The 18,588-nt window shown below is 47.0% G+C and carries 17 protein-coding genes and 1 pseudogene; 8 read left to right on the top strand and 10 right to left on the bottom strand.

The window, feature by feature from the left end:
* The coding region (locus tag D791_RS10940; protein WP_036510605.1) for a contractile injection system protein, VgrG/Pvc8 family at positions 1-450 on the bottom strand (450 nt) is incomplete at its 3' end.
* A 293-nt stretch (positions 451-743) separates the two neighbouring features.
* Here D791_RS10940 and D791_RS10935 point away from each other — a divergent pair.
* The 3 genes from D791_RS10935 (at position 744) to D791_RS10925 (ending at position 3,939) form a co-directional block, all read left to right on the top strand.
* Entirely contained in the window at positions 744-1,502 is a 759-nt protein-coding gene (locus D791_RS10935) for a spermidine synthase (RefSeq protein ID WP_036511488.1), read from the top strand.
* 338 nt (positions 1,503-1,840) lie between these two features.
* Positions 1,841-3,082 carry an NAD(P)/FAD-dependent oxidoreductase gene (locus D791_RS10930; protein WP_036511485.1) on the top strand — a complete coding sequence of 414 codons (1,242 nt, stop codon included), beginning with the start codon at positions 1,841-1,843 and terminating at the stop codon, positions 3,080-3,082.
* Positions 3,083-3,225: 143 nt separating this feature from the next.
* Positions 3,226-3,939, top strand: coding sequence for a YebC/PmpR family DNA-binding transcriptional regulator (locus D791_RS10925; protein WP_036511482.1), 714 nt, complete (start codon positions 3,226-3,228; stop codon positions 3,937-3,939).
* 72 nt (positions 3,940-4,011) lie between these two features.
* Here the strand turns inward: D791_RS10925 and D791_RS10920 are convergent, their stop codons facing one another.
* Positions 4,012-4,629 (bottom strand): LysE family translocator, encoded by a 618-nt coding sequence (locus D791_RS10920; RefSeq protein ID WP_193364999.1) that lies wholly within the window; start codon positions 4,627-4,629, stop codon positions 4,012-4,014.
* 137 nt (positions 4,630-4,766) lie between these two features.
* Here D791_RS10920 and D791_RS10915 point away from each other — a divergent pair, with 137 nt between their 5' ends.
* Positions 4,767-6,212, top strand: coding sequence for an aminotransferase-like domain-containing protein (locus D791_RS10915; RefSeq protein WP_051514432.1), 1,446 nt, complete (start codon positions 4,767-4,769; stop codon positions 6,210-6,212).
* Between the two features lie 3 nt (positions 6,213-6,215).
* Here the strand turns inward: D791_RS10915 and ttcA are convergent, their stop codons facing one another.
* The 4 genes from ttcA to D791_RS10895 all read right to left on the bottom strand — a co-directional run bounded on the left by ttcA (position 6,216) and on the right by D791_RS10895 (position 9,398).
* Positions 6,216-7,136 (bottom strand): tRNA 2-thiocytidine(32) synthetase TtcA, encoded by a 921-nt coding sequence (gene ttcA / locus D791_RS10910; RefSeq protein WP_036511479.1) that lies wholly within the window; start codon positions 7,134-7,136, stop codon positions 6,216-6,218.
* 100 nt (positions 7,137-7,236) lie between these two features.
* Positions 7,237-8,109, bottom strand: a complete 873-nt coding sequence (locus D791_RS18990; protein ID WP_337588633.1) for a diguanylate cyclase domain-containing protein — start codon at positions 8,107-8,109, stop codon at positions 7,237-7,239.
* The gene (locus D791_RS10900) at positions 8,013-8,534 is read right to left on the bottom strand and encodes a hypothetical protein (RefSeq protein ID WP_036511477.1); all 522 of its coding nucleotides are present in this window, start codon (positions 8,532-8,534) and stop codon (positions 8,013-8,015) included. The genes D791_RS18990 and D791_RS10900 overlap by 97 nt, the downstream gene beginning before the upstream one ends.
* A gap of 51 nt (positions 8,535-8,585) precedes the next feature.
* Entirely contained in the window at positions 8,586-9,398 is an 813-nt protein-coding gene (locus D791_RS10895; protein ID WP_051514430.1) for a hypothetical protein, read from the bottom strand.
* 89 nt (positions 9,399-9,487) lie between these two features.
* Here D791_RS10895 and D791_RS10890 point away from each other — a divergent pair, with 89 nt between their 5' ends.
* Entirely contained in the window at positions 9,488-10,708 is a 1,221-nt protein-coding gene (locus D791_RS10890; RefSeq protein ID WP_036511474.1) for a methyltransferase, read from the top strand.
* Positions 10,709-10,730: 22 nt separating this feature from the next.
* Here D791_RS10890 and D791_RS10885 read toward each other — a convergent pair whose 3' ends face one another.
* Together D791_RS10885 and recQ are read right to left on the bottom strand one after the other, a co-directional pair.
* A complete protein-coding gene (locus D791_RS10885) occupies positions 10,731-11,147 on the bottom strand; it encodes a YqaA family protein (protein ID WP_089503631.1) in 417 nt (138 codons plus the stop codon).
* 13 nt (positions 11,148-11,160) lie between these two features.
* On the bottom strand, positions 11,161-13,044 hold the full coding sequence (recQ, locus tag D791_RS10880) for a DNA helicase RecQ (RefSeq protein WP_036511468.1): 1,884 nt from the start codon (positions 13,042-13,044) through the stop codon (positions 11,161-11,163).
* Between the two features lie 220 nt (positions 13,045-13,264).
* Here recQ and D791_RS18985 point away from each other — a divergent pair, with 220 nt between their 5' ends.
* On the top strand, positions 13,265-13,897 hold the full coding sequence (locus D791_RS18985; RefSeq protein ID WP_051514429.1) for a bactofilin family protein: 633 nt from the start codon (positions 13,265-13,267) through the stop codon (positions 13,895-13,897).
* Positions 13,898-14,143: 246 nt separating this feature from the next.
* On the top strand, positions 14,144-14,734 hold the full coding sequence (locus D791_RS10870; protein ID WP_051514428.1) for a YecA/YgfB family protein: 591 nt from the start codon (positions 14,144-14,146) through the stop codon (positions 14,732-14,734).
* A 62-nt stretch (positions 14,735-14,796) separates the two neighbouring features.
* On the opposite strand, the gene D791_RS10865 is transcribed toward D791_RS10870, so the two are convergent.
* A complete protein-coding gene (locus tag D791_RS10865) occupies positions 14,797-15,264 on the bottom strand; it encodes an outer membrane lipoprotein (RefSeq protein ID WP_036511465.1) in 468 nt (155 codons plus the stop codon).
* Between the two features lie 102 nt (positions 15,265-15,366).
* Positions 15,367-17,187, bottom strand: coding sequence for an ABC transporter ATP-binding protein (locus D791_RS10860; RefSeq protein ID WP_051514427.1), 1,821 nt, complete (start codon positions 17,185-17,187; stop codon positions 15,367-15,369).
* Positions 17,188-17,278: 91 nt separating this feature from the next.
* Between D791_RS10860 and aroA the strand changes: the two are divergent.
* A pseudogene (gene aroA, locus D791_RS10855) lies at positions 17,279-18,567 on the top strand (3-phosphoshikimate 1-carboxyvinyltransferase).
* Positions 18,568-18,588 lie beyond the last annotated feature (21 nt).

Below are 18,588 nucleotides of genomic sequence, written 5' to 3'. Positions count from 1 at the left end.
CCGTACTGGGTGTTGGCCGAATAAGCGAAACTCAACATCATTAAAGCCATTGTCCGCAAAGACCTCACTGGCAATCTGACGTATGTCTTTATTTTGGAATATTTTTGAGTCACTGGTTTGCGTTAAAAACCAGAGCCAAGGCACCACATCTGCCCGATAACTGCGCAGATGTTGGAGTTGCTGACCCTCTTCCCGAAAGCGTCGAACATGGGCATTGATAAAGGTGTAGGCATCTGTTTTTAGCCCCTCCTCATCGGTCTGCATGATTTTAAGCGTGACATTTTGGCCGACAATGTCGGCGGCTTTCACCGATGCGCGTTCGGAGTAGAGTTCGATTTCGAATGAAAAGAGGCTCGACATCGCCTCTTCGCCTTCTATTCGAGTCAATAAAAAAGCGTCTTCACCGAGAGGTGTATCGATGGCGAGTAAGCGGTTTTTTTGTGAATACATCAATGTAACCTACTGTTTAGCAGGACTGATGCTCATGGAAAAGCAGGGCTGACAGCAATTAGGCTCAGCAAAAAAGAGAGTGCTCATCCATGAAGCAACGACGACTTCCTTATTGTAAAACGCGCATTTAAACAATTAATGGGTGGAGAGGTCAACCTTGACTGGGCACATTTGAGAGCCTTATCCATAGTTATCCAGTAAATCTGTGTGTTAATCTTATCTGATGATGGTTGCACGAACATTATCTCAATTACATACATACGAAGCTCGCACTTCGCGCAAAAGGTCTAAATATGTTACTTGATGGAAAAGAAATTTATCGCGGTTATGATGAGTATGGCCCTGTTCTTGTAATTGATGATGGCACCAAACGCTACCTATCATTTGGTGAAGGTGACGAGCAGAGCTGTTGGTTAAAATCCGAGCCCCACCTCCCCCAACTCGACTATATTCGCGCCATGTGTTTAGTGCTTCTTTTAACCGAACCCAAACGCATCATCAGTCTAGGACTAGGGGCTGGCACGCTTAACTCATGCCTCCATTTTCATTTCCCCGAGTCGGTCCAGCAAATTGTCGAGCTAAGACGCGAAGTGATTGATGTGGCCCATCGTTATTTTCAACTGCCACGTGGCAAGCGCATTCAAACACACCATATGGATGCAAAATCCTATCTGGACTGCATTGAATCTAAGCCAGCTGACATTATTTTTAGTGATATTTACGATGAAAATGGGGTAGATGAGCAACAACATGACCCAGCCTACTTACATGAATGCTACGAGCGATTAAAACCTAAAGGCTGGCTTGTCTTAAACTGCTGGAAAGAGCACAAAGGAGAAACCTTACTCACCGAGCTTGCAGGTCTTTTTGATGATATTCGCACCTGTACAACGCAAGAAGGCAACTGGATAGTCTTTGCCGGAAAGCAACGTGATACGCAAAGTCAAAAGCAATTGAAACAACAAGCAAAGCTACTTAGCCAAACACTTGGATTCGCGTTGTCTCCGTATTTAAACCGAATGAACCTACTGAACCAGCCTCATTTACTCTGAATAAACTCGTCGCTTTTTCACTGTAAAGCGCCTCTTATACGTTGGCTTACCGACGACAAGATGCGCTTTCGTTTTAGAGCACTGAGCATCACTACCTCCTTCCTATATCAACCCGCTCAGACCCTCTTTAAAAAACAGGATTTTTTCTGACATTTAGATATTTATTCAGGAAATAATTCTCGCAAAAATGGACCAATTAGAATTTTAAAACGAACATATCTACGAATACAGGAAATTCAAAAAAGCTCTGCTAGAATGTATTACATCGTCGATTGACGCCTATTTTTTAACGCATCTTCCCAATCAATGGGGCAGGCTTTTAGTTAAGGAGAGTTCATATGTCCGGAAATACCATCGTTCTCGGTGCAGGAATGGTTGGAGTTAGCGTTGCTTGGCATCTTGCAAAACGAGGCCGCTCCGTCTTATTGATCGATAGACGCCCCCCCGGACAAGAAACCTCCTTTGGCAATGCAGGTATTATTCAGCGCGAAGCAATTGCGCCTTACGCATTTCCACATGACCTCAAAACACTATTGCGTGTTCTGCCCAATCGTAGCATTGATATCCGCTACCGCCCCGCTGGAATGGTCGCTGCTGTTAGCCCACTCTTTAGTTACTGGCTGAACTCTTTTCCAAGCCGTTATAAAAAAATTGTCCCACAGTACGCTTCGATTATTTCGTTATCAACGGATGAACATGCTCCTATGATTGAAGCCTCAGGTGCAGACCATCTTGTCAAAAAAGAGGGTTGGCTTGAACTCTACAGAACACCAAAAGAACTGGATCGCCGCGAGAAAGAAGCCCTAGATGCCGAGCGCCTATATGGTGTCGAATTCAAACGCCTCAATCGTGCAGAACTTGACCAAGTGCAACCTGGCTTATCGTCAGACATTGTCGGCGCGATTCACTGGCTAAACTCATGGACGGTAGAATCTCCGGGCGATCTGGTACAAGCCTATGCTAAATCCTTTGAAGCCATGGGTGGACGCTTTGAACTGGCCGAGCTAAAAGGTGTTCAAAAAACAGCAACAGGATGGACCGTTAATACAAGTGAAGGCAGCCACGAAGCCGATGACGTTGTCATTGCTCTCGGCCCTTGGTCAAAAGACCTCTTAAAAACTTTAGACTATGACTTGCCCCTGTTCGTGAAACGTGGCTACCACGTTCACTATAACCAGCCTCAAGGAAAACCCTTAAAGTACTGGCTAATGGATGCTGAAAAAGGCTACCTGCTCGAACCCATGAAGGCCGGTGTACGCATGACAACTGGCGCAGAGCTAGCCGATTTAGAAGCTCCAGCCAGCACAGGACAACTTGATGCAGCCGAAAAAGTGGCCAAAACCTTATATCCAATTGGCAACCGAGTGGAAGCTCTCCCTTGGAAGGGCGCAAGACCTTGTATCCCCGATATGAAACCGGTGATTGGCCCTGCTCCTAAACATCAGAATCTTTGGTTTGCATTTGGACATGGTCATCAAGGCTTCACATTAGGCCCTGCAACAGGCCGCTTACTGAGCGACATGATGCACGGCGAGCCAACTCCAATTGACATGGCTCCTTTCAGTCCTAGTCGTTTCTAAACGCCCTAGGTTCATAAAAGCCGAAACGGTGCCTCCCATGATCGCATCGTTTCGGCTTTTTTATTTTTGACGATTAAAGGGAATAGCCCTCTCCCGAGTTTGAGGGTAAGATTAGTGTTTTTTTTGAAGAATAGGGCTCCAGTATGGGTCGCGCTTATCAGAACCGTAAAGAATCCATGGCCAAAACGGCCGATCAAAAAACCAAGGTCTATAGCAAGTACGCACGTGAGATCTACGTATCCGCTAAATCAGGCGGAACCGATCCCAGTGGTAATCTCGCCTTAAGAGGCCTCATTGAACGTGCTAAAAAAGACCAAGTTCCCGCTCACGTCATTGAAAAAGCCATAGATAAAGCCAAGGGATCAGGCGGTGAAGACTTCTCAGTTGCCCGCTACGAAGGCTTTGGTCCCGGTAACTGCATGGTGATTATCGAATGCCTAACGGACAACCCGAACCGCACTTTTGGTGATGTACGCCACTGCTTTACCAAGACTAAATGCAAAATTGGTACACAAGGCAGTGTTAGCCACATGTTTGACCACTGTGCAATTTTGGCATTTAAAGGCAGCGATGAAGAAGCCATTCTTGAAGCCTTAATGAGTGCCGATGTCGATGTCACGGACATCGAAAATGAAAACGACATGATCACTGTATTTACACCGCATACCGAATACGCAAAAGCCAAACAAGCCTTGGTTGAAAACCTTGGCGAGATTGACTTCGAGGTCGATACGATTCAATTCCTGGCACAAACCACAACGGCCATCAACGATGAAGATCAACCCATGTTTGAGCGCTTTTTAGATCTTCTCAATGATCTAGATGATGTACAAAACGTCTACCATAACGTTGAGTAAAGGTGTTTCCTAACCGAGACGGGCACTGTCCCGCCTCGGCTAAATCTCTTAAGCAATAACTAACTGCACTCTTCATATCAAAATCATGACAACACAGGAGGCGGTTAACCCTCCCATAAAACGATTAAAAACCGTCCAATGTGTTGGCGTTTTTAATAAACGTCCGATTGCAACACCAAAGCCTGCCCAGCAAGCAATCGCCGGAAAATTCACAATTCCCATTGCTAGGATGATCATGAAAGATGACAACATAAAATCATCTCCGGTTAAGGTAAAAAGGCCAATCGCAGAAATAGCCATCATCCAAGCTTTCGGATTTACAAACTGAAAAGCGGCTGCCTGAAAAAAAGAGAATGGACGTTTTCCGTCTGCATTTTCCAATTGAGGCGGAGGTGATATTGCAATCTTCCAACCCAACCATACTAAATACACACTACCTGCAACTTTAATCAACGTCTGGAAAAATGGAAAACGCTCAAAAATAACGCCTAAGCCCAGCATCACCATGGCCATCAACAGCATAACTCCGATGGTAATACCGAACATATGAGGCAAGCTGCGAACAAAGCCAAAATTAGCTCCAGATGCGGTTAACATCACATTGTTAGGGCCAGGTGTTGCTGACATGCTCAATGAAAACAGCATCACTGGTAATAAAAATACGGCCCAATCCGTCAGATGTGAAAACATACCTCCCCCTTAAATTGTAATCATACAATTATTGAAATAGACGCCCGATAAGCGATACAATTACCTTAATCCGAACACACAATGACATCAATGTTTAAGTTGTCATGACTACAATTCAATGTAAGGGCGACAATTGAATGGCACCAACATCTGAAACCAAAGCATTGCTTCAAAAAAAAGCACGTCAACGCTGTCATTGGCTTCCCATCCTCGATAAATCCTCAGGCGTACTCTATCTTTCATTGGTCAATCAATTAGCGGCCGATATTGCTAATGGAACGCTGAAAGCAGGTGATACATTGCCCCCGCAACGTCTTCTTGCGGATGCATTGCAAATTACCCTTGGTACCGTCACCCGAGCCTATCGAGAAGCAGAGCGCAGGGGGTTAACGGAAGCAAAAGTTGGCAGCGGAACACGAATTCGCGGACAACAGGTCGACTTACCCAATTTTCATCACTTATCAAAAGCCTTAGCTGACAGTATCGATTTATCCCTAAGCACTCCAATCCCCTCATCTTTACGGGGTGAGCAGCTTCGACAGATTTTATTGCGCCTATCCAGTCATCATGCCGAAACAGAAAATGCGATTGTCTATCAACCCGAGCAAGGAAACCTTACCCACCGTCAACGCCTTGCCCACTGGATGAATGCTCAAGGATTACGAGTCGATGCACAGGAACTGCTCTTAACAGAGGGTGGACAGCATGCCGATTACTTGGCTCTTCAGACATTTGTTCGCCCTGGAGAGGCCGTTGCCTCGGCTAATATCACCTACCCCGGTATGATTGCCGCCGCAAAACAGCTGGGCTTAAAACACATCAATGTCAGTTCCGATGCCCAAGGGATTCGGCCCGAATCCTTAGACCGTATCTGCCAACAGCAAAAAATTCGCTTGCTGTACTTGATGGCTGAGTACAACAATCCCAGCTGCGAAATGATGAGTGAAGAGCGACGCATTGATCTCGTCGAGGTTGCGAGACGTCATGACTTGCTCATACTTGAAGACGGTGTTCAGTTTGTGCCCGCAAGTCACAGAGGTACGCCCTTTTTTGAATTAGCCCCTGAGCGAAGCCTGTATATTTTCAGTGTGTCAAAAATCCTCGACGGAGGCCTCAGATTCGGCGCCCTGCGTGCGCCATCCCCCCTAATGCCAAAGCTCTCGAGTGCATTACGTGCGCAGTGCTGGGGGATAGCCGGACTAATGGGGTCTGTTATTTGTGAATGGATTGACATGGGAGGAGCCGATCAATTGATTGACTGGCAATGGCAAGAAGTGAAACATCGCCAACAGCATTTACGCCAGCAGTTTAAGGACTACGACTTACGCTCGCATGAGTTTGGTTTTCATGCATGGCTTAATCTACCTGAAGACTGGAGAGCGTCACAGTTTGTTGAAGAGGCCAACCAACGTGGGGTTACTCTGATCGGTCCTGAGCCTTTTTGTGTGGGTTCATATCCAGCCCCGCAGTCTGTGCGAATATGCGTGACCCCTCCAAGGGATTTTTCTATCTTTGCAGAAGGAGTCGCACGCTTAAAACACTTACTCGAACAAGGCCCATCAATGAGTACGGCGTTGATTTAGCCCTTACAACGAAAGAATATCGATACGCTCCATGAACTGAACACTGGAGGGTGAAGTCGCACACGCATCTTCATCATCCACTATGCCATGCGCGTAACCTCGCTGTAGGTTCTTAAAATCAAACAAGGCCGGATCTGCCAGATGCGATGGGACAACATTACACAAGGACCTGAACATGGTTTCAATACGACCAGGATAGAGCTTATCCCAACTCTGCAACATTTCCTTAATCACTTGACGTTGCAGGTTCTCTTGCGATCCGCAAAGATTACAGGGAATAATCGGAAAGCCTTTAAGCTCGGCATAGGCTTCTATGTCTTTTTCGCGCGCGTAAGCAAGCGGCCGGATAACCATATTTTTGCCATCATCCGATACCAGCTTAGGCGGCATGGATTTTAATTTACCACCGTAAAACATATTCAAGAAAAAGGTTTCCAGTATGTCATCACGATGATGCCCCAAGGCTATTTTATTCGCGCCAATCTCTTCAGCAAAACCATATAGGGTTCCGCGACGAAGACGAGAGCATAACGCACAAGTGGTTTTACCTTCGGGTACAACAGACTTAACGACGGAATAGGTATCTCGTTCAACAATATGAAAAGGAATGCCCAGACCCGATAAGTATTCTGGCAACACATGTTCCGGAAAGCCCGGCTGCTTTTGATCGAGGTTAACGGCAACTAACTCAAAATGAATCGGCGCACTTTTTTGCAAGTTCATCAGAATGTCGAGCATGGCGTAGGAGTCTTTGCCTCCCGACAAGCAGACCATGACTTTGTCACCATCCTCTATCATGTTGAAGGCTTCAATGGCCTGCCCCACTTCACGACGCAAACGCTTTTGAAGCTTGTTTAAGCGCGTTTTGATTTTTTTATCTTCTAAATTCACGGAATGGGTCAAGTCAGTATCTGGGCTAGTCATCGAATTACCGGATCATGCGTAAACGTGCTCCCTAGAGTGGAACACATCAAAATTCATTGGAGGACAAAATGATGGACTAGTATACATGGCTGTTTATTGTTTAAACAGCCTCTGTGTAGCAGACATAATTCGCCCGCCCCTTAGACTTTGCCTCATACATTGCCTGATCGGCCTTGCGAATCAGCTCACTTAACTCAAGGCCATTTTCTGGGGAACGACTTATCCCAATACTGGCAGACACCGTGACCGGATGCTGACGAATAAGGATCGGTTGACTCAATAACGAAATAAGCTGACGTGCCACTTCATGACAACGCTCAGACTCAGGCGACTCTTCCATAAGAATCAGAAACTCATCTCCTCCCATGCGGGCCACGATATCCGACTCTCGAACAATTGCTTTCAAGCGTGTAGCGATGATGATTAACAACTCATCTCCCACGTCATGTCCGTAGGTATCGTTAACAGGTTTAAAACCATCCAAATCGATGAATAAAACGCTTAAGCCCGCTCCCATTGCTTGAGACTTTTGCAGTGCGGCTTCCGCAGAGCGTTCCATACCTGATCGGTTCAGCAAACGCGTCAGTGGATCAAAACTCGCTTCTTGTTCAAAAAATGCTGAGGTTTCTTTTTCCTTTTGCAAATCACGCCAAATAATTAATCCTACCAGCAACACACCGCCAGCGGAGGCAATCAATACCAACAACAAGGTCAGTTTAGATTGGCTCGATGCGAGCGCTTCTATTTTGTCCACCGACACTTGTATCTCTAAAGCCCCCATTAATTGGTACTGCTGCCACTGTTTACCGGGTTCCACACCGGCTCCGACTCGTCTATCAATGATATCTTTACGCTGCTCATAGGCATTATGACAACTCACACAGCTTTCTGAATTCGCGCCATCAGCCACCATGTAACGCAAGGTTTTAACACCATCAATTCGCTCAAAGCGCTTGACTGGCTGCCAATCGATAGGCGCTGTAGGGTTATCCTGATCTTGTGTTTTAAGCTGTTCCCAAGCCCAATACTGAAAATCATCAGATAAGCCTGATTTGAGTCTAAATTCCAGAGACTCAACGGAGTATAGCTATAAGAAGCCATATTATTGGCACTGACATCGCGGGCCACTAATTTTAAAAACTCCGAAGGGATGGGGAGTTCAGAAAAATGCATGGGCACTTCAGATAATTGAGTGGAGTACACACTGCGCGCACTGAGCGCGTGACTGGTCACCACTTCTGCAACCCTCGTTGCTTCATGCTCAATAATTCGAGCTTGCGACCAAACCAATATACTGTAGTTGGCGATGCCCACTAACAAAATAATGACGGCCAACAAAACGAGCACAAATGAGGATGTTCCTTTGCAAAACCGCTTTTGTTTAAGATCAGTGATCATGCTGTACTCTTTTTATTGACTAAACGCATCTTCAACTCATGCTTAAATTGATTACCGTTGCTCATGATCAGCCTCATGATGAGGCGCTAACCAGCCAATTTCGATTGCGGTTGCAGCTCCAATCATAGCGTATTCTAGACTGGGCGGTAGCATCAGCCAGCCAGGCGCTAACTGCAGACGACCGCTCATAATCTCGGCTCGTGTCTGCGGGTATAAAGGATACTGTGTTGGATCTGCATAGCCGTCCGGCCAGACGGGGGCCAGGGTATCCATGTCATATTTATCCGTCGCCCCTAAGCTATGCAACAACTCATGGGCTGCCACCAACTGATTGCGACCTAAGTGTTCTTGACCCGCATAGCCGTTCACGACTCCAATCATCCCTTTCTGCAATCCCAGCGAGTGTTGCATAGGCCTAGGATTTTCTGGGGAGTAAAAGCGAATAAAAATGCGTATAGTATCGGACTCTCGCTCACTGTCATCATACTTCCAAGCCCAGTAACGCATGCGTAGCGCCCAAATAACCCCCTCTAAAATACTCGGCTCTTGCGGAATATCCGGTGGAACCGCATGAATTTGGTCAACCAATTGCAGTTGAATGGGGCGCTCTAAAGGCAAGCGATAACGACGGGCTTCCCGATTAAAAAAACGCTCCATCTCATCAAAGGCATCAAGTGTTAAACCATCAATCCAATCTTGCGTTAACTCAGATCCATCGGCATTAATGGGATAAATCCAAGCGATTACGGGTTGCCGCCACCCCTCTTCCCTAACCCTAGAGAACCAAACATTTAACAGAACAATCAATAACAGCGTTAACAACAGCAACGACCGAGCGTAACGCATCATTGCAGGGCGATTCATGGTATATTTCCTTTGTTTTAAGCAAACAAACCCGTTTAATACCTGATGTTATTTTTAGCTAAGCATACTCTTTTTACGCGCAGGACACGATGCAGACATTCCCTCATTCTTTTAAAGGCCTTTTTGAGCACTGGCAAACGCTCGATACATGGCTTGTTGCTCATCGTGAACTCTGGCATCAAGCACCCTTTTACCAACCTCAACCTGACTGGGCGCTTAAGCACCTTGAGTTATCCAGTGCACTGCAAGAATTAACCGATCAGCAATGCACCTTCTTCGAAACCCACCCTATCGAGCTAACACAACACATACAGCATGCCCTGCCATCTCTCGGTGAAGCAATATGGCTGTCACAAACACCTGTATTAGAGGGGCCATCAATGGCTCTACCTGAAGTAAAGGCGAGTGGAATGCCCGGTCGCAAACGACTCCAAGCCGGTGCGTTTACAGGTGCGCTTCTCCCGCTACCCCATTCAATTGTTGACTGGTGCTGCGGTTGCGGCCATCTTGCCAGAACATTGGCGCCGCACGTGTGTCACGTTGTCGGATTGGAGTGGAATCCTACGCTCGTCGAAAAAGGTAACAAGACAGCTAAGAAATATCGTGATGCTGTTGAGTTACGTCACCAAGATGTCATGAGCCCTTCACTGCATTTACCCATTGATGCCCATGTCGTAGCCTTACATGCCTGCGGCGACTTGCACCGCCACTTACTCAGCCATGCTGCTAATATCAAGTCCAAGCGCATCAGCCTATCCCCCTGCTGCTATCACTTAAGTCAACATAAACAATGGCAGCCCCTATCACAACGAGCACGAACAAGCTCGCTCATACCTGTTGAGTTCTCCACACTCCGTTTAGCGGTTCAAGAAACCGTTACAGCCCCCCAACGGGTTACACTTCAACGCCTTCAGATGACCGATTGGAGGCTCGGTTTTGACGAGCTACGACGACACCTTTGGCCGTTGGAACCGATCTCCCCTCTCCCGTCTGCACCTAACCATCTGGTTCAGGGTGATTTTGAGGGATTTTGTCGTTGGGCTTTAGACACAATTCAGCGTCCGCTAACCAATCCGTGTCATTGGAAAACTTGGGAAGAAAGAGGGAAAGCCAGAGCAAAGACTTTACGGCGATACGAACTGCTACGCCATCTTTTTAGGCGTCCACTCGAAATTTGGCTGGTTCTGGATTATGTGCTGTTGCTGGAGGAACAAGGGTATGAGGTTCAATGGGGGACCTTCTGCGAACGACAGCTCACCCCTCGTAATTTACTCATTGATGCACGACTAGGAAAGAGTGAAACTGAGTGATCACTTTGTGACTGGTGACGGCTTAAAGAAACAACCCGGCAATCACACTATAACGCACGGCTTTGCCAATACTGATTGTCAACAAACTCCATCGCCAGTTCACACCTAACCAACCTGCGACAAAGCACAAGGGATCACCTACAATAGGCAACCACGCCAGCAACAAGGCAAACGCGCCATAGCGCTCGATCCAATAGCGCGCACGTTGTTGATTTGGTTTGTCTAATTGTTTTAAGGGATAACGTGTTTTTAACCATGCTCCCATGCCAAATGTCACCATGCTACCCAGCACATTACCCAAGGTCGCGCTCAACAATAACAGTATCAACGATTGCTGACCTTGCGACACCAACCACGCCAGCAAAGCTTCTGAGCCGCCAGGCAAGAGCGTTGCCGAAAGAAACGCGCTTACAAATAGACCAACCAACTCAAAATTCATCGCTACCGCCATCTCACACAGGTCGCATCCATTGACTTGTGGGGGCTGTGCGATGGTCTTCAATCACATCCAAAAATGCCTCGCCGTAAAGTGCAAACTTACGTTCACCTATTCCGCTTAAGCTGCGCATTTGCTGTTCTGTCTGGGGCCTGTAGAGCACCATTTCCATCAAGGTTGCATCGTGGAAAATGACATACGGAGGCACATCTTGCTCTTGCGCCAAACGTTTACGCAATGCACGAAGGTCTTCCCACAAACGCTCTTCAGCAGGGTCTAAGCGACGCATCGCCGGATTGCTGCGTTCTCGACGTGCAGCGGTTCGGTAATCTGTTTTTGCCTTGCCGGAAGGTGTTCGAGGATCTTTTCTAAGCTGCAAGGTTTCTTCACCTTTTAAAACAGCACGGCATTTATCATTTAGGAGCAGCACACCATGCCCTTCGGCATCCACCTTAAGATAGCCTCTAGCCACTAGCTGCCGAAACACCGACCGCCACTGATTACGATCAAGGTCTTTACCAATTCCCCAAGTACTGATTTTATGATGATTGTTTTGTATGACTTTTTCAGTCTCTTGCCCTAACAGGATATCAACAACATGGTTAACGCCAAAGCGCTGACCACTTCGATACACGGCAGATAAGGCTTTGCGAGCCGCATCGGTTCCATCCCAGACGGGCACAGGCTCTAAACAGGTATCGCAGTTTCCACAAGGAGGATGATGTGACTCTCCAAAATAGCTCAAAAGCACTTGACGACGACAGGTGGTAATTTCACACAGTCCCAGCATTGCTTCCAACTTTTGTCTTTCAACCTGTTTGTATCGATCTTCTGCTTGAGAGGCCTCTAGCATTTGCCGCAAAAACAAAACATCCTGAAGACCATACACCATCCAGGCATTAGCAGGGAGACCATCACGTCCAGCCCGGCCTGTTTCTTGGTAATAGGCTTCGATTGACTTAGGAAGATCCAGATGGGCAACAAAGCGAACATTGGGTTTATCGATGCCCATTCCAAAGGCGATCGTTGCCACCATGATGATACTGTCTTCGGTTAGAAATCTGTGTTGATGATGCTGACGCATATCGGCACTGAGCCCTGCATGATATGGCAATGCATTAAAGCCCTTCTCGCACAACCAAGCGGCTGTTTCCTCCACACGCTTTCTGGACATGCAGTAGACAACACCAACATCCTGTTCATGCTCAGAGCGAATAAACGTTAGCAGTTGCTCTCGGGCTCTCTCTTTCTGCCCAATTCGATATCGAATATTGGGTCGATCAAAACCTTGAATGAAATGCTTTGCATTGGACAAGGCCAAACGCGTGACAATCTCAGTTTGCGTCCGTGTATCCGCTGTTGCTGTTAGCGCAATTCTGGGAACATTAGGAAACAACTGGCCTAACTGGCCGAGCTGCATATACTCAGGCCTAAAATCATGCCCCCATTGAGACACACAATGGGCTTCATCTATTGCAAATAACGCGATCTCCATTCTCTGCAATAACGCCAGCGTTCTTGGCTGTAACAAGCGCTCGGGTGCCACATAGAGTAAGTCTAACTCACCCAGTAACAACTGTTGTTCCGTCTGCTGTAACTGCTCAAATGGAATAGAGGAGTTAAGACAGCCCGCTCGTATACCCAACTGAGACAGGGCACTGACTTGATCTTGCATTAGTGCAATAAGCGGCGACACAACAACCCCAGTGCCTGAACGCACCAAGGACGGCAATTGATAACAGAGGGATTTACCACCCCCCGTTGGCATTACAACCAGCACATCACGCCCTTCAAGCAGGGTATTCACGACGTCATCTTGTGGCGGCCTGAATTGACTAAAGCCAAAGACTTCGGCGAGCTGTCGGCGTGCGGAATTAAAAAGTGGGGAGTCATCTGTCATAGGGCGATATTATCCGCGAAGCCGTCGAGATTGTCATCCTAAAGGTCAGGAATCCTTGCATCGATCCTCACACCCTATATTTCATCGTCTACTTTTTGGAAAATTCATACATCCACGCGGATGTCTCTTGTTTATGGATAGCCATTCATATTACAGTTGAAGTCAACGTTGCTAAGGCTCCGACAACTGAAAGAGCGATGATCAATATAGGGATTTGACAATGTATACCAACAAAAGTGAAGCGACCACACCCGCGTCAACCAACCCAAGCCAGACAAACGTACAAAAGCCATCGGCTGACAAACCTACGGCCGTTGCTCAGTCTCAGCCTGCACCGCAGCAGACGCCCCCTCAACCCAGCCCCGCGCAACCGGCTGCAGTCGCCCAAACGGCCTCCTCTCAGCCAGCGGCTCGCGTGGTGGTTAGACACGAGCCCGTTCCACCGACAATCAGACCTGAAAACAACGCCTCTATTGGTTCCAGTATCGAGGTCGAAGGCACCGTCAAGGGTCAGGAAGACTTGTTGATCGAAGGCAGAGTCAAAGGCACAATCGAAATCAAAGATCATTGCGTCACGATTGGTACACAAGGCAATGTGTCTGCCGATGTTTATGCACGTATTATTTATATTGATGGCACGGTGACTGGCAATTTAATCGCGTCGGAAAAAATCATCATTCGCAAGAGTGCTGATATTCAAGGCAGCATTGTCTCCCCACGCATCAGCCTTGAAGACGGTGCGCAGCTCAACGGCTCAATCGATATGAACCCCCAGTCTGAAGTGCTGAACAAAGCCTTTGGTAAAGCGAACTCATCGTCGTCAAACACTTCAACCAGTAAAACAGACGCTTAAGCATCAATACTTCTCCCTGTACCTCACCCCCTATGCGACTCAACACATGTATGGGGTGAGGAGTAAGTTTTAGATGACGACAATAACGACACTTACAACCTGAGCTGTTTTTATTTGAAGGTCATGTCAGACTGAGTGAAAACAGAGCAAGATACTCAATTGATCAGCTGATATACAGATTATAAACGTATCAGATTAACGCATTACAGGTTAGAATAAGCCGTCATGCTAATGGGGATTACACAGATGAGCTCTGCAACAACCGGTTTAATTACTGAAGCTGAACTTGACCAACTCGAAACATTTCTTTTTTCTTCCGCCGTATCTGAAGATGCATTGGATCTTATTGGAACGCACGGACTTTTGTGTGCCATCAATATCAGTCCTGTTAAGATCCCTGAACAAGAATGGCTTGATTTACTGTTCGACACTGAACCACAGTGGGAATCCAATGCTCAAAAAGACCACATTCTTGGCCTGCTACGTAAACTTCATTACACCATTGGTAATGACCTTTACAACGATCAAGAAACACTTCTGCCTTGCGAGTTAACACTCGATTTGGACGATGAAGACGAGGATGAAGATTTAGCCGAACTCACCATTTGGGCTCAGTCTTTCATGGAAGGTGTTTTTCTTCGTGAAGAAGATTGGTTTGGTGATGATGAAGAAACCGTTGCTGGATTGCTTCTACCCATCATGGTTGCCTCCGACTTATTCGAAGACAAAGAAGTGCTTGAAATTCGTCAAGATCGTGCGCTAAGCGAAGAAATGGCTGAGCAAATCCCTGAACTCTTAGTCGACTTATACCTGCATTACCACGCTCCAGAAAAATAGATCGCAGTGGGTGGATGCCTATCATACAAAGAGACAGACATCCACCTAAACGCCTCAACGGCTTAGTAGCTCACACGCATTGTGCTGCCTTGACCTAGGACACGCACACGCTGACCAGGACTAAACTGTTGGTTGTTATCCGCTTCTTGCACCACAGACACTAAACTACCGTTATCTAAACGCACAGTAATTTCATAGCCTTGACGACGACTTGTCGCTTCTTCAATGCGCTGCCCTGCAATACCACCTGCAACCGCACCGATGACTGTAGCAATAGTACTGCCACTGCCACCACCGACATTACTGCCTGCGATACCACCAATCACCGCACCTGTACCTGCACCGACGACACCATCTGTACGTCCTTCGATGATAACAGGCACAATTGTTTCGATCCGTCCCATCTGAACGGATTGCGCTTGACGTGCTTCACCACGGCTATAGCTAGTGCCCGTTAAACTTGATTGAGCGCACCCCGTTAACACTGCACCGCTTAACACTAGGGCGATGATCATTGCTGATCGTTTCATTGCTTTTCTCCTTACCCAACTGAAATGTTGGCTATTATGCCTAATGAATCCATCCTACTAGAATCAAGATGAATGCTAGCTGACCCAACTCCTCTTTTGAAGTCAGCTTCGTTGATACTTACCATACAGACGTGAATAAAGCCCATTTTGTTCCATCAACTGATCATGATTTCCTTCTTCTGCAACCTTTCCATCTTCAAACACAAACACGCGGTCAGCCTGTTTTACTGCACTCAACCGATGTGCCACGATTAGAGTTGTACGCCCTGCTAAAAAGGTTTTCATCGCTTTATGCAGAGCATACTCTGTTTCAGTATCCAGCGCAGAGGTTGCCTCATCCAAAATCACCACTTTAGGATCTGCCAGCACCATTCGAGCAATCGCTAAACGCTGACGCTGACCTCCTGATAAGCGCACCCCTTGTCGTCCAACAAGCGTATCTAAACCATCGGGCAGCTCATGCTCAACAAAATAGTCCAACTGCGCCACCCCTAAGGCTTTCCATAGCCTTTCATCATTATAGCTGCGCCCCATGCATAAATTATCTCGGACGGTACCATTAAACAATGCGGGCTGCTGCAACACGGTCACAACATGCTCACGAACACATTCAAGGCCTATTTCGGTGACAGGCACCCCATTAAACGCGATTTGACCTTGCTGTGGTGTATAGAGTCCCAACAACACTTGTATCAGGGTAGACTTACCCCCACCACTGGCTCCTACCAACGCAATCTTCTCACCCGGTTGAATCCGCAGGCTAATTCCTTTTAAAACCTCCTGACCCGGCACATAACTAAAGTGGATATTGTCTAATTCCACTCCAACACTCACCCCCTCCATAAAAGGGTTCTGATTAGCCGGGTAATGCGGCTCCAAACGCAAATCCAAGAGTTTATTCACTCGCTGCAGTGCCGCTTTTGCCCCAAACCACGAATATTGAATGCTTAACACCTCTTGCACCGGCCCCATCATGAACCACAAATAACCAAACACAGCCATCATTTGTCCAACGGATAGGTCTGAAAAAACAACCATCAGCATGGTGACCGAACGAAATAAATCAAAGCCTATTAAAAACACCATAAAACTGAAACGACTGGCTGCATCAGACTGCCACTCGAAGCGTGAAGAATGATCTCTTACACCTTTTGCTTTATCGATCAAGCGCATTAGATAATGCCGCTCACGATTACTTGCACGAATTTGCGTAATCGCATCGAGGGTTTCGGTTAATGCCCCCTGAAAGACTTCATAGGCTTGGTTTTCCTGTTTTTTGAGATGCTTGACCCGCTTACCAATCAGCATCGTTAGCCAAATGACAAAGGGATTCAGAAAAAGAATAAAGAGTGCAAGCTGCCAGTGCATCCAAAGTAAAATCACCGCTGTTCCAATAATGGACAGGAGTGCAACCAATAACTTGCTAATTGAACCACCCACAAACCGGTCCACTGTTTCCAGATCGGTTATAAAGTGAGAAGCAACGCGACCACTTCCCAGAGTTTCGTACTCAGCCATTGATATTCGATTCAACCGATTTAATAAAGATGCTCGAATACGAAAAATAAGATCCTTTGAAATAATGGTAAATTGACGCGCTTGCCACACGTTCAGGACAATGGACACAACTCTTAACAGAACCGTGATAACAAAGACGGCCATAATGTATAAAACAGGCCCTTGCCAAGCATCGGGAAAGATGCGATCCACTTGCGCAACAATAAACCCAGGCTGCTCCAACAACACCTCATCAACCAATAAAGGCATCAGCAAGGGTAAGGGTACAGAGGCAATAGCCGCCAAAAATGCAATAATATTGGCTCGAATCAACTCTTTTTTGTGCAGTAAGGCAATTTTCCAGATGTAATTCCAATCGTAAGGGGATTGCTCAGGCTGACTCACTAAAAACTCCTTAGACGACATTTATGCTCCAAACCTTTACTGCGACTCGCGCTAAAAACGAATTAATGGTAGTTTATGTTAACTTTAATTCTAATAATTTGATGACTGACCCATGGACAGCTTAACACTCAATCCTCTTGCCTTCGTGAACGGTGAAGTACAACTTCCAGGCTCAAAAAGCCTATCTAACCGATTACTACTCCTCGCTGCACTCGCTGAGGGCGAAACACGTATTACAAACTTGCTTGATAGCGATGATGTCAAACATATGCTGAATGCTCTGGCATTGCTGGGTGTTCAATATGAATTATCGACGGATCGTCGTACGTGCTTGGTTCAAGGTACGGGCGGCCCCTTTAATACAGATCAAGCATTGGACCTTTTTCTTGGCAATGCCGGAACGGCCATGCGTCCATTATGTGCAGCCTTATGCTTAGGGCATGGTGAGTTCACCCTAACGGGCGAACCACGAATGTATGAACGCCCCATTCGCGACTTAGTCGATGCGCTTATCCCACTCGGCGCTGAGGTCACCTACCTCAAAGAGGAAGGCTTTCCCCCTTTAACGCTGCACTCTCGTGGCCTCAAAGGAGGACACGTCAGCATTAGGGGCAATATCTCCAGTCAATTCCTAACGGCGCTTCTTATGTCAGCCCCAATGGCCGAAGAAGACCTCATCATTCAGGTTGACGGAGAATTAGTCTCCAAACCCTATATCGACATCACCCTGCACAGTATGCAACTCTTCGGCGTTATTGTCGAGAATGATAATTATCAGCGTTTTGTCATTAAGGCAGGTCAACGCTACCGCTCCCCCGGCGAAGTCATGGTAGAGGGGGATGCCTCTTCAGCATCTTACTTCTTAGCCGCGGCGGCTATTGCGGGCGGGACGGTTCGAGTCTATGGCGTGGGTTCAGACAGTGTTCAGGGCGACAAAGCATTCGCAGACGTGCTCGCCAAAATGGGTGCCGATGTTACCTATGGCCCAACATGGATCGAAGTCAGCAAAACAGGTCCCCTGCAGGCCGTGGATTTGGATTTAAACGCCATTCCCGATGCCGCGATGACCATTGCGACCACCGCTTTATTTGCCTCAGGCACCACCTGTATCCGCAATGTTTATAATTGGCGCGTTAAAGAAACAGATCGCTTATATGCGATGGCAACTGAATTACGTAAAGTCGGTGCAGAGGTTGTAGAGGGGGATGATTTTATCGAAATTACACCGCCTAAGCAGATCAGGCCTGCCAGCATTGACACCTACGATGACCATCGTATGGCTATGTGCTTTTCTCTAGCGGCGTTCGGTACAGCCCTATCACCATTAACGACCCTGGCTGCACACGCAAAACCTTTCCAGAGTATTTCGATCTGTTTAGATCGATCACCGTCAGCCGATAAGGCAAACGCCTGATTCAAGAT

The organism is Nitrincola nitratireducens (assembly GCF_000585235.1).
Classification (GTDB): domain Bacteria; phylum Pseudomonadota; class Gammaproteobacteria; order Pseudomonadales; family Balneatricaceae; genus Nitrincola; species Nitrincola alkalisediminis.
Note: the sequence above shows the minus strand (reverse complement) of the source record. Positions and strands in the feature narration are given on the sequence as shown.

Excerpts from the sequence above, each read along its gene's own strand:
- D791_RS10935 (WP_036511488.1), top strand. The coding sequence starts at position 744 with ATGTTACTTGATGGAAAAGAAATTTATCGCGGTTATGATGAGTATGGC.
- D791_RS10930 (WP_036511485.1), top strand. The coding sequence starts at position 1,841 with ATGTCCGGAAATACCATCGTTCTCGGTGCAGGAATGGTTGGAGTTAGC.
- D791_RS10925 (WP_036511482.1), top strand. The coding sequence starts at position 3,226 with ATGGGTCGCGCTTATCAGAACCGTAAAGAATCCATGGCCAAAACGGCC.
- D791_RS10920 (WP_193364999.1), bottom strand. The coding sequence starts at position 4,629 with ATGTTTTCACATCTGACGGATTGGGCCGTATTTTTATTACCAGTGATG.
- D791_RS10915 (WP_051514432.1), top strand. The coding sequence starts at position 4,767 with ATGGCACCAACATCTGAAACCAAAGCATTGCTTCAAAAAAAAGCACGT.
- ttcA (WP_036511479.1), bottom strand. The coding sequence starts at position 7,136 with ATGACTAGCCCAGATACTGACTTGACCCATTCCGTGAATTTAGAAGAT.
- D791_RS10900 (WP_036511477.1), bottom strand. The coding sequence starts at position 8,534 with ATGATCACTGATCTTAAACAAAAGCGGTTTTGCAAAGGAACATCCTCA.
- D791_RS10895 (WP_051514430.1), bottom strand. The coding sequence starts at position 9,398 with ATGAATCGCCCTGCAATGATGCGTTACGCTCGGTCGTTGCTGTTGTTA.
- D791_RS10890 (WP_036511474.1), top strand. The coding sequence starts at position 9,488 with ATGCAGACATTCCCTCATTCTTTTAAAGGCCTTTTTGAGCACTGGCAA.
- D791_RS10885 (WP_089503631.1), bottom strand. The coding sequence starts at position 11,147 with ATGAATTTTGAGTTGGTTGGTCTATTTGTAAGCGCGTTTCTTTCGGCA.
- recQ (WP_036511468.1), bottom strand. The coding sequence starts at position 13,044 with ATGACAGATGACTCCCCACTTTTTAATTCCGCACGCCGACAGCTCGCC.
- D791_RS18985 (WP_051514429.1), top strand. The coding sequence starts at position 13,265 with ATGTATACCAACAAAAGTGAAGCGACCACACCCGCGTCAACCAACCCA.
- D791_RS10870 (WP_051514428.1), top strand. The coding sequence starts at position 14,144 with ATGAGCTCTGCAACAACCGGTTTAATTACTGAAGCTGAACTTGACCAA.
- D791_RS10865 (WP_036511465.1), bottom strand. The coding sequence starts at position 15,264 with ATGAAACGATCAGCAATGATCATCGCCCTAGTGTTAAGCGGTGCAGTG.
- D791_RS10860 (WP_051514427.1), bottom strand. The coding sequence starts at position 17,187 with ATGTCGTCTAAGGAGTTTTTAGTGAGTCAGCCTGAGCAATCCCCTTAC.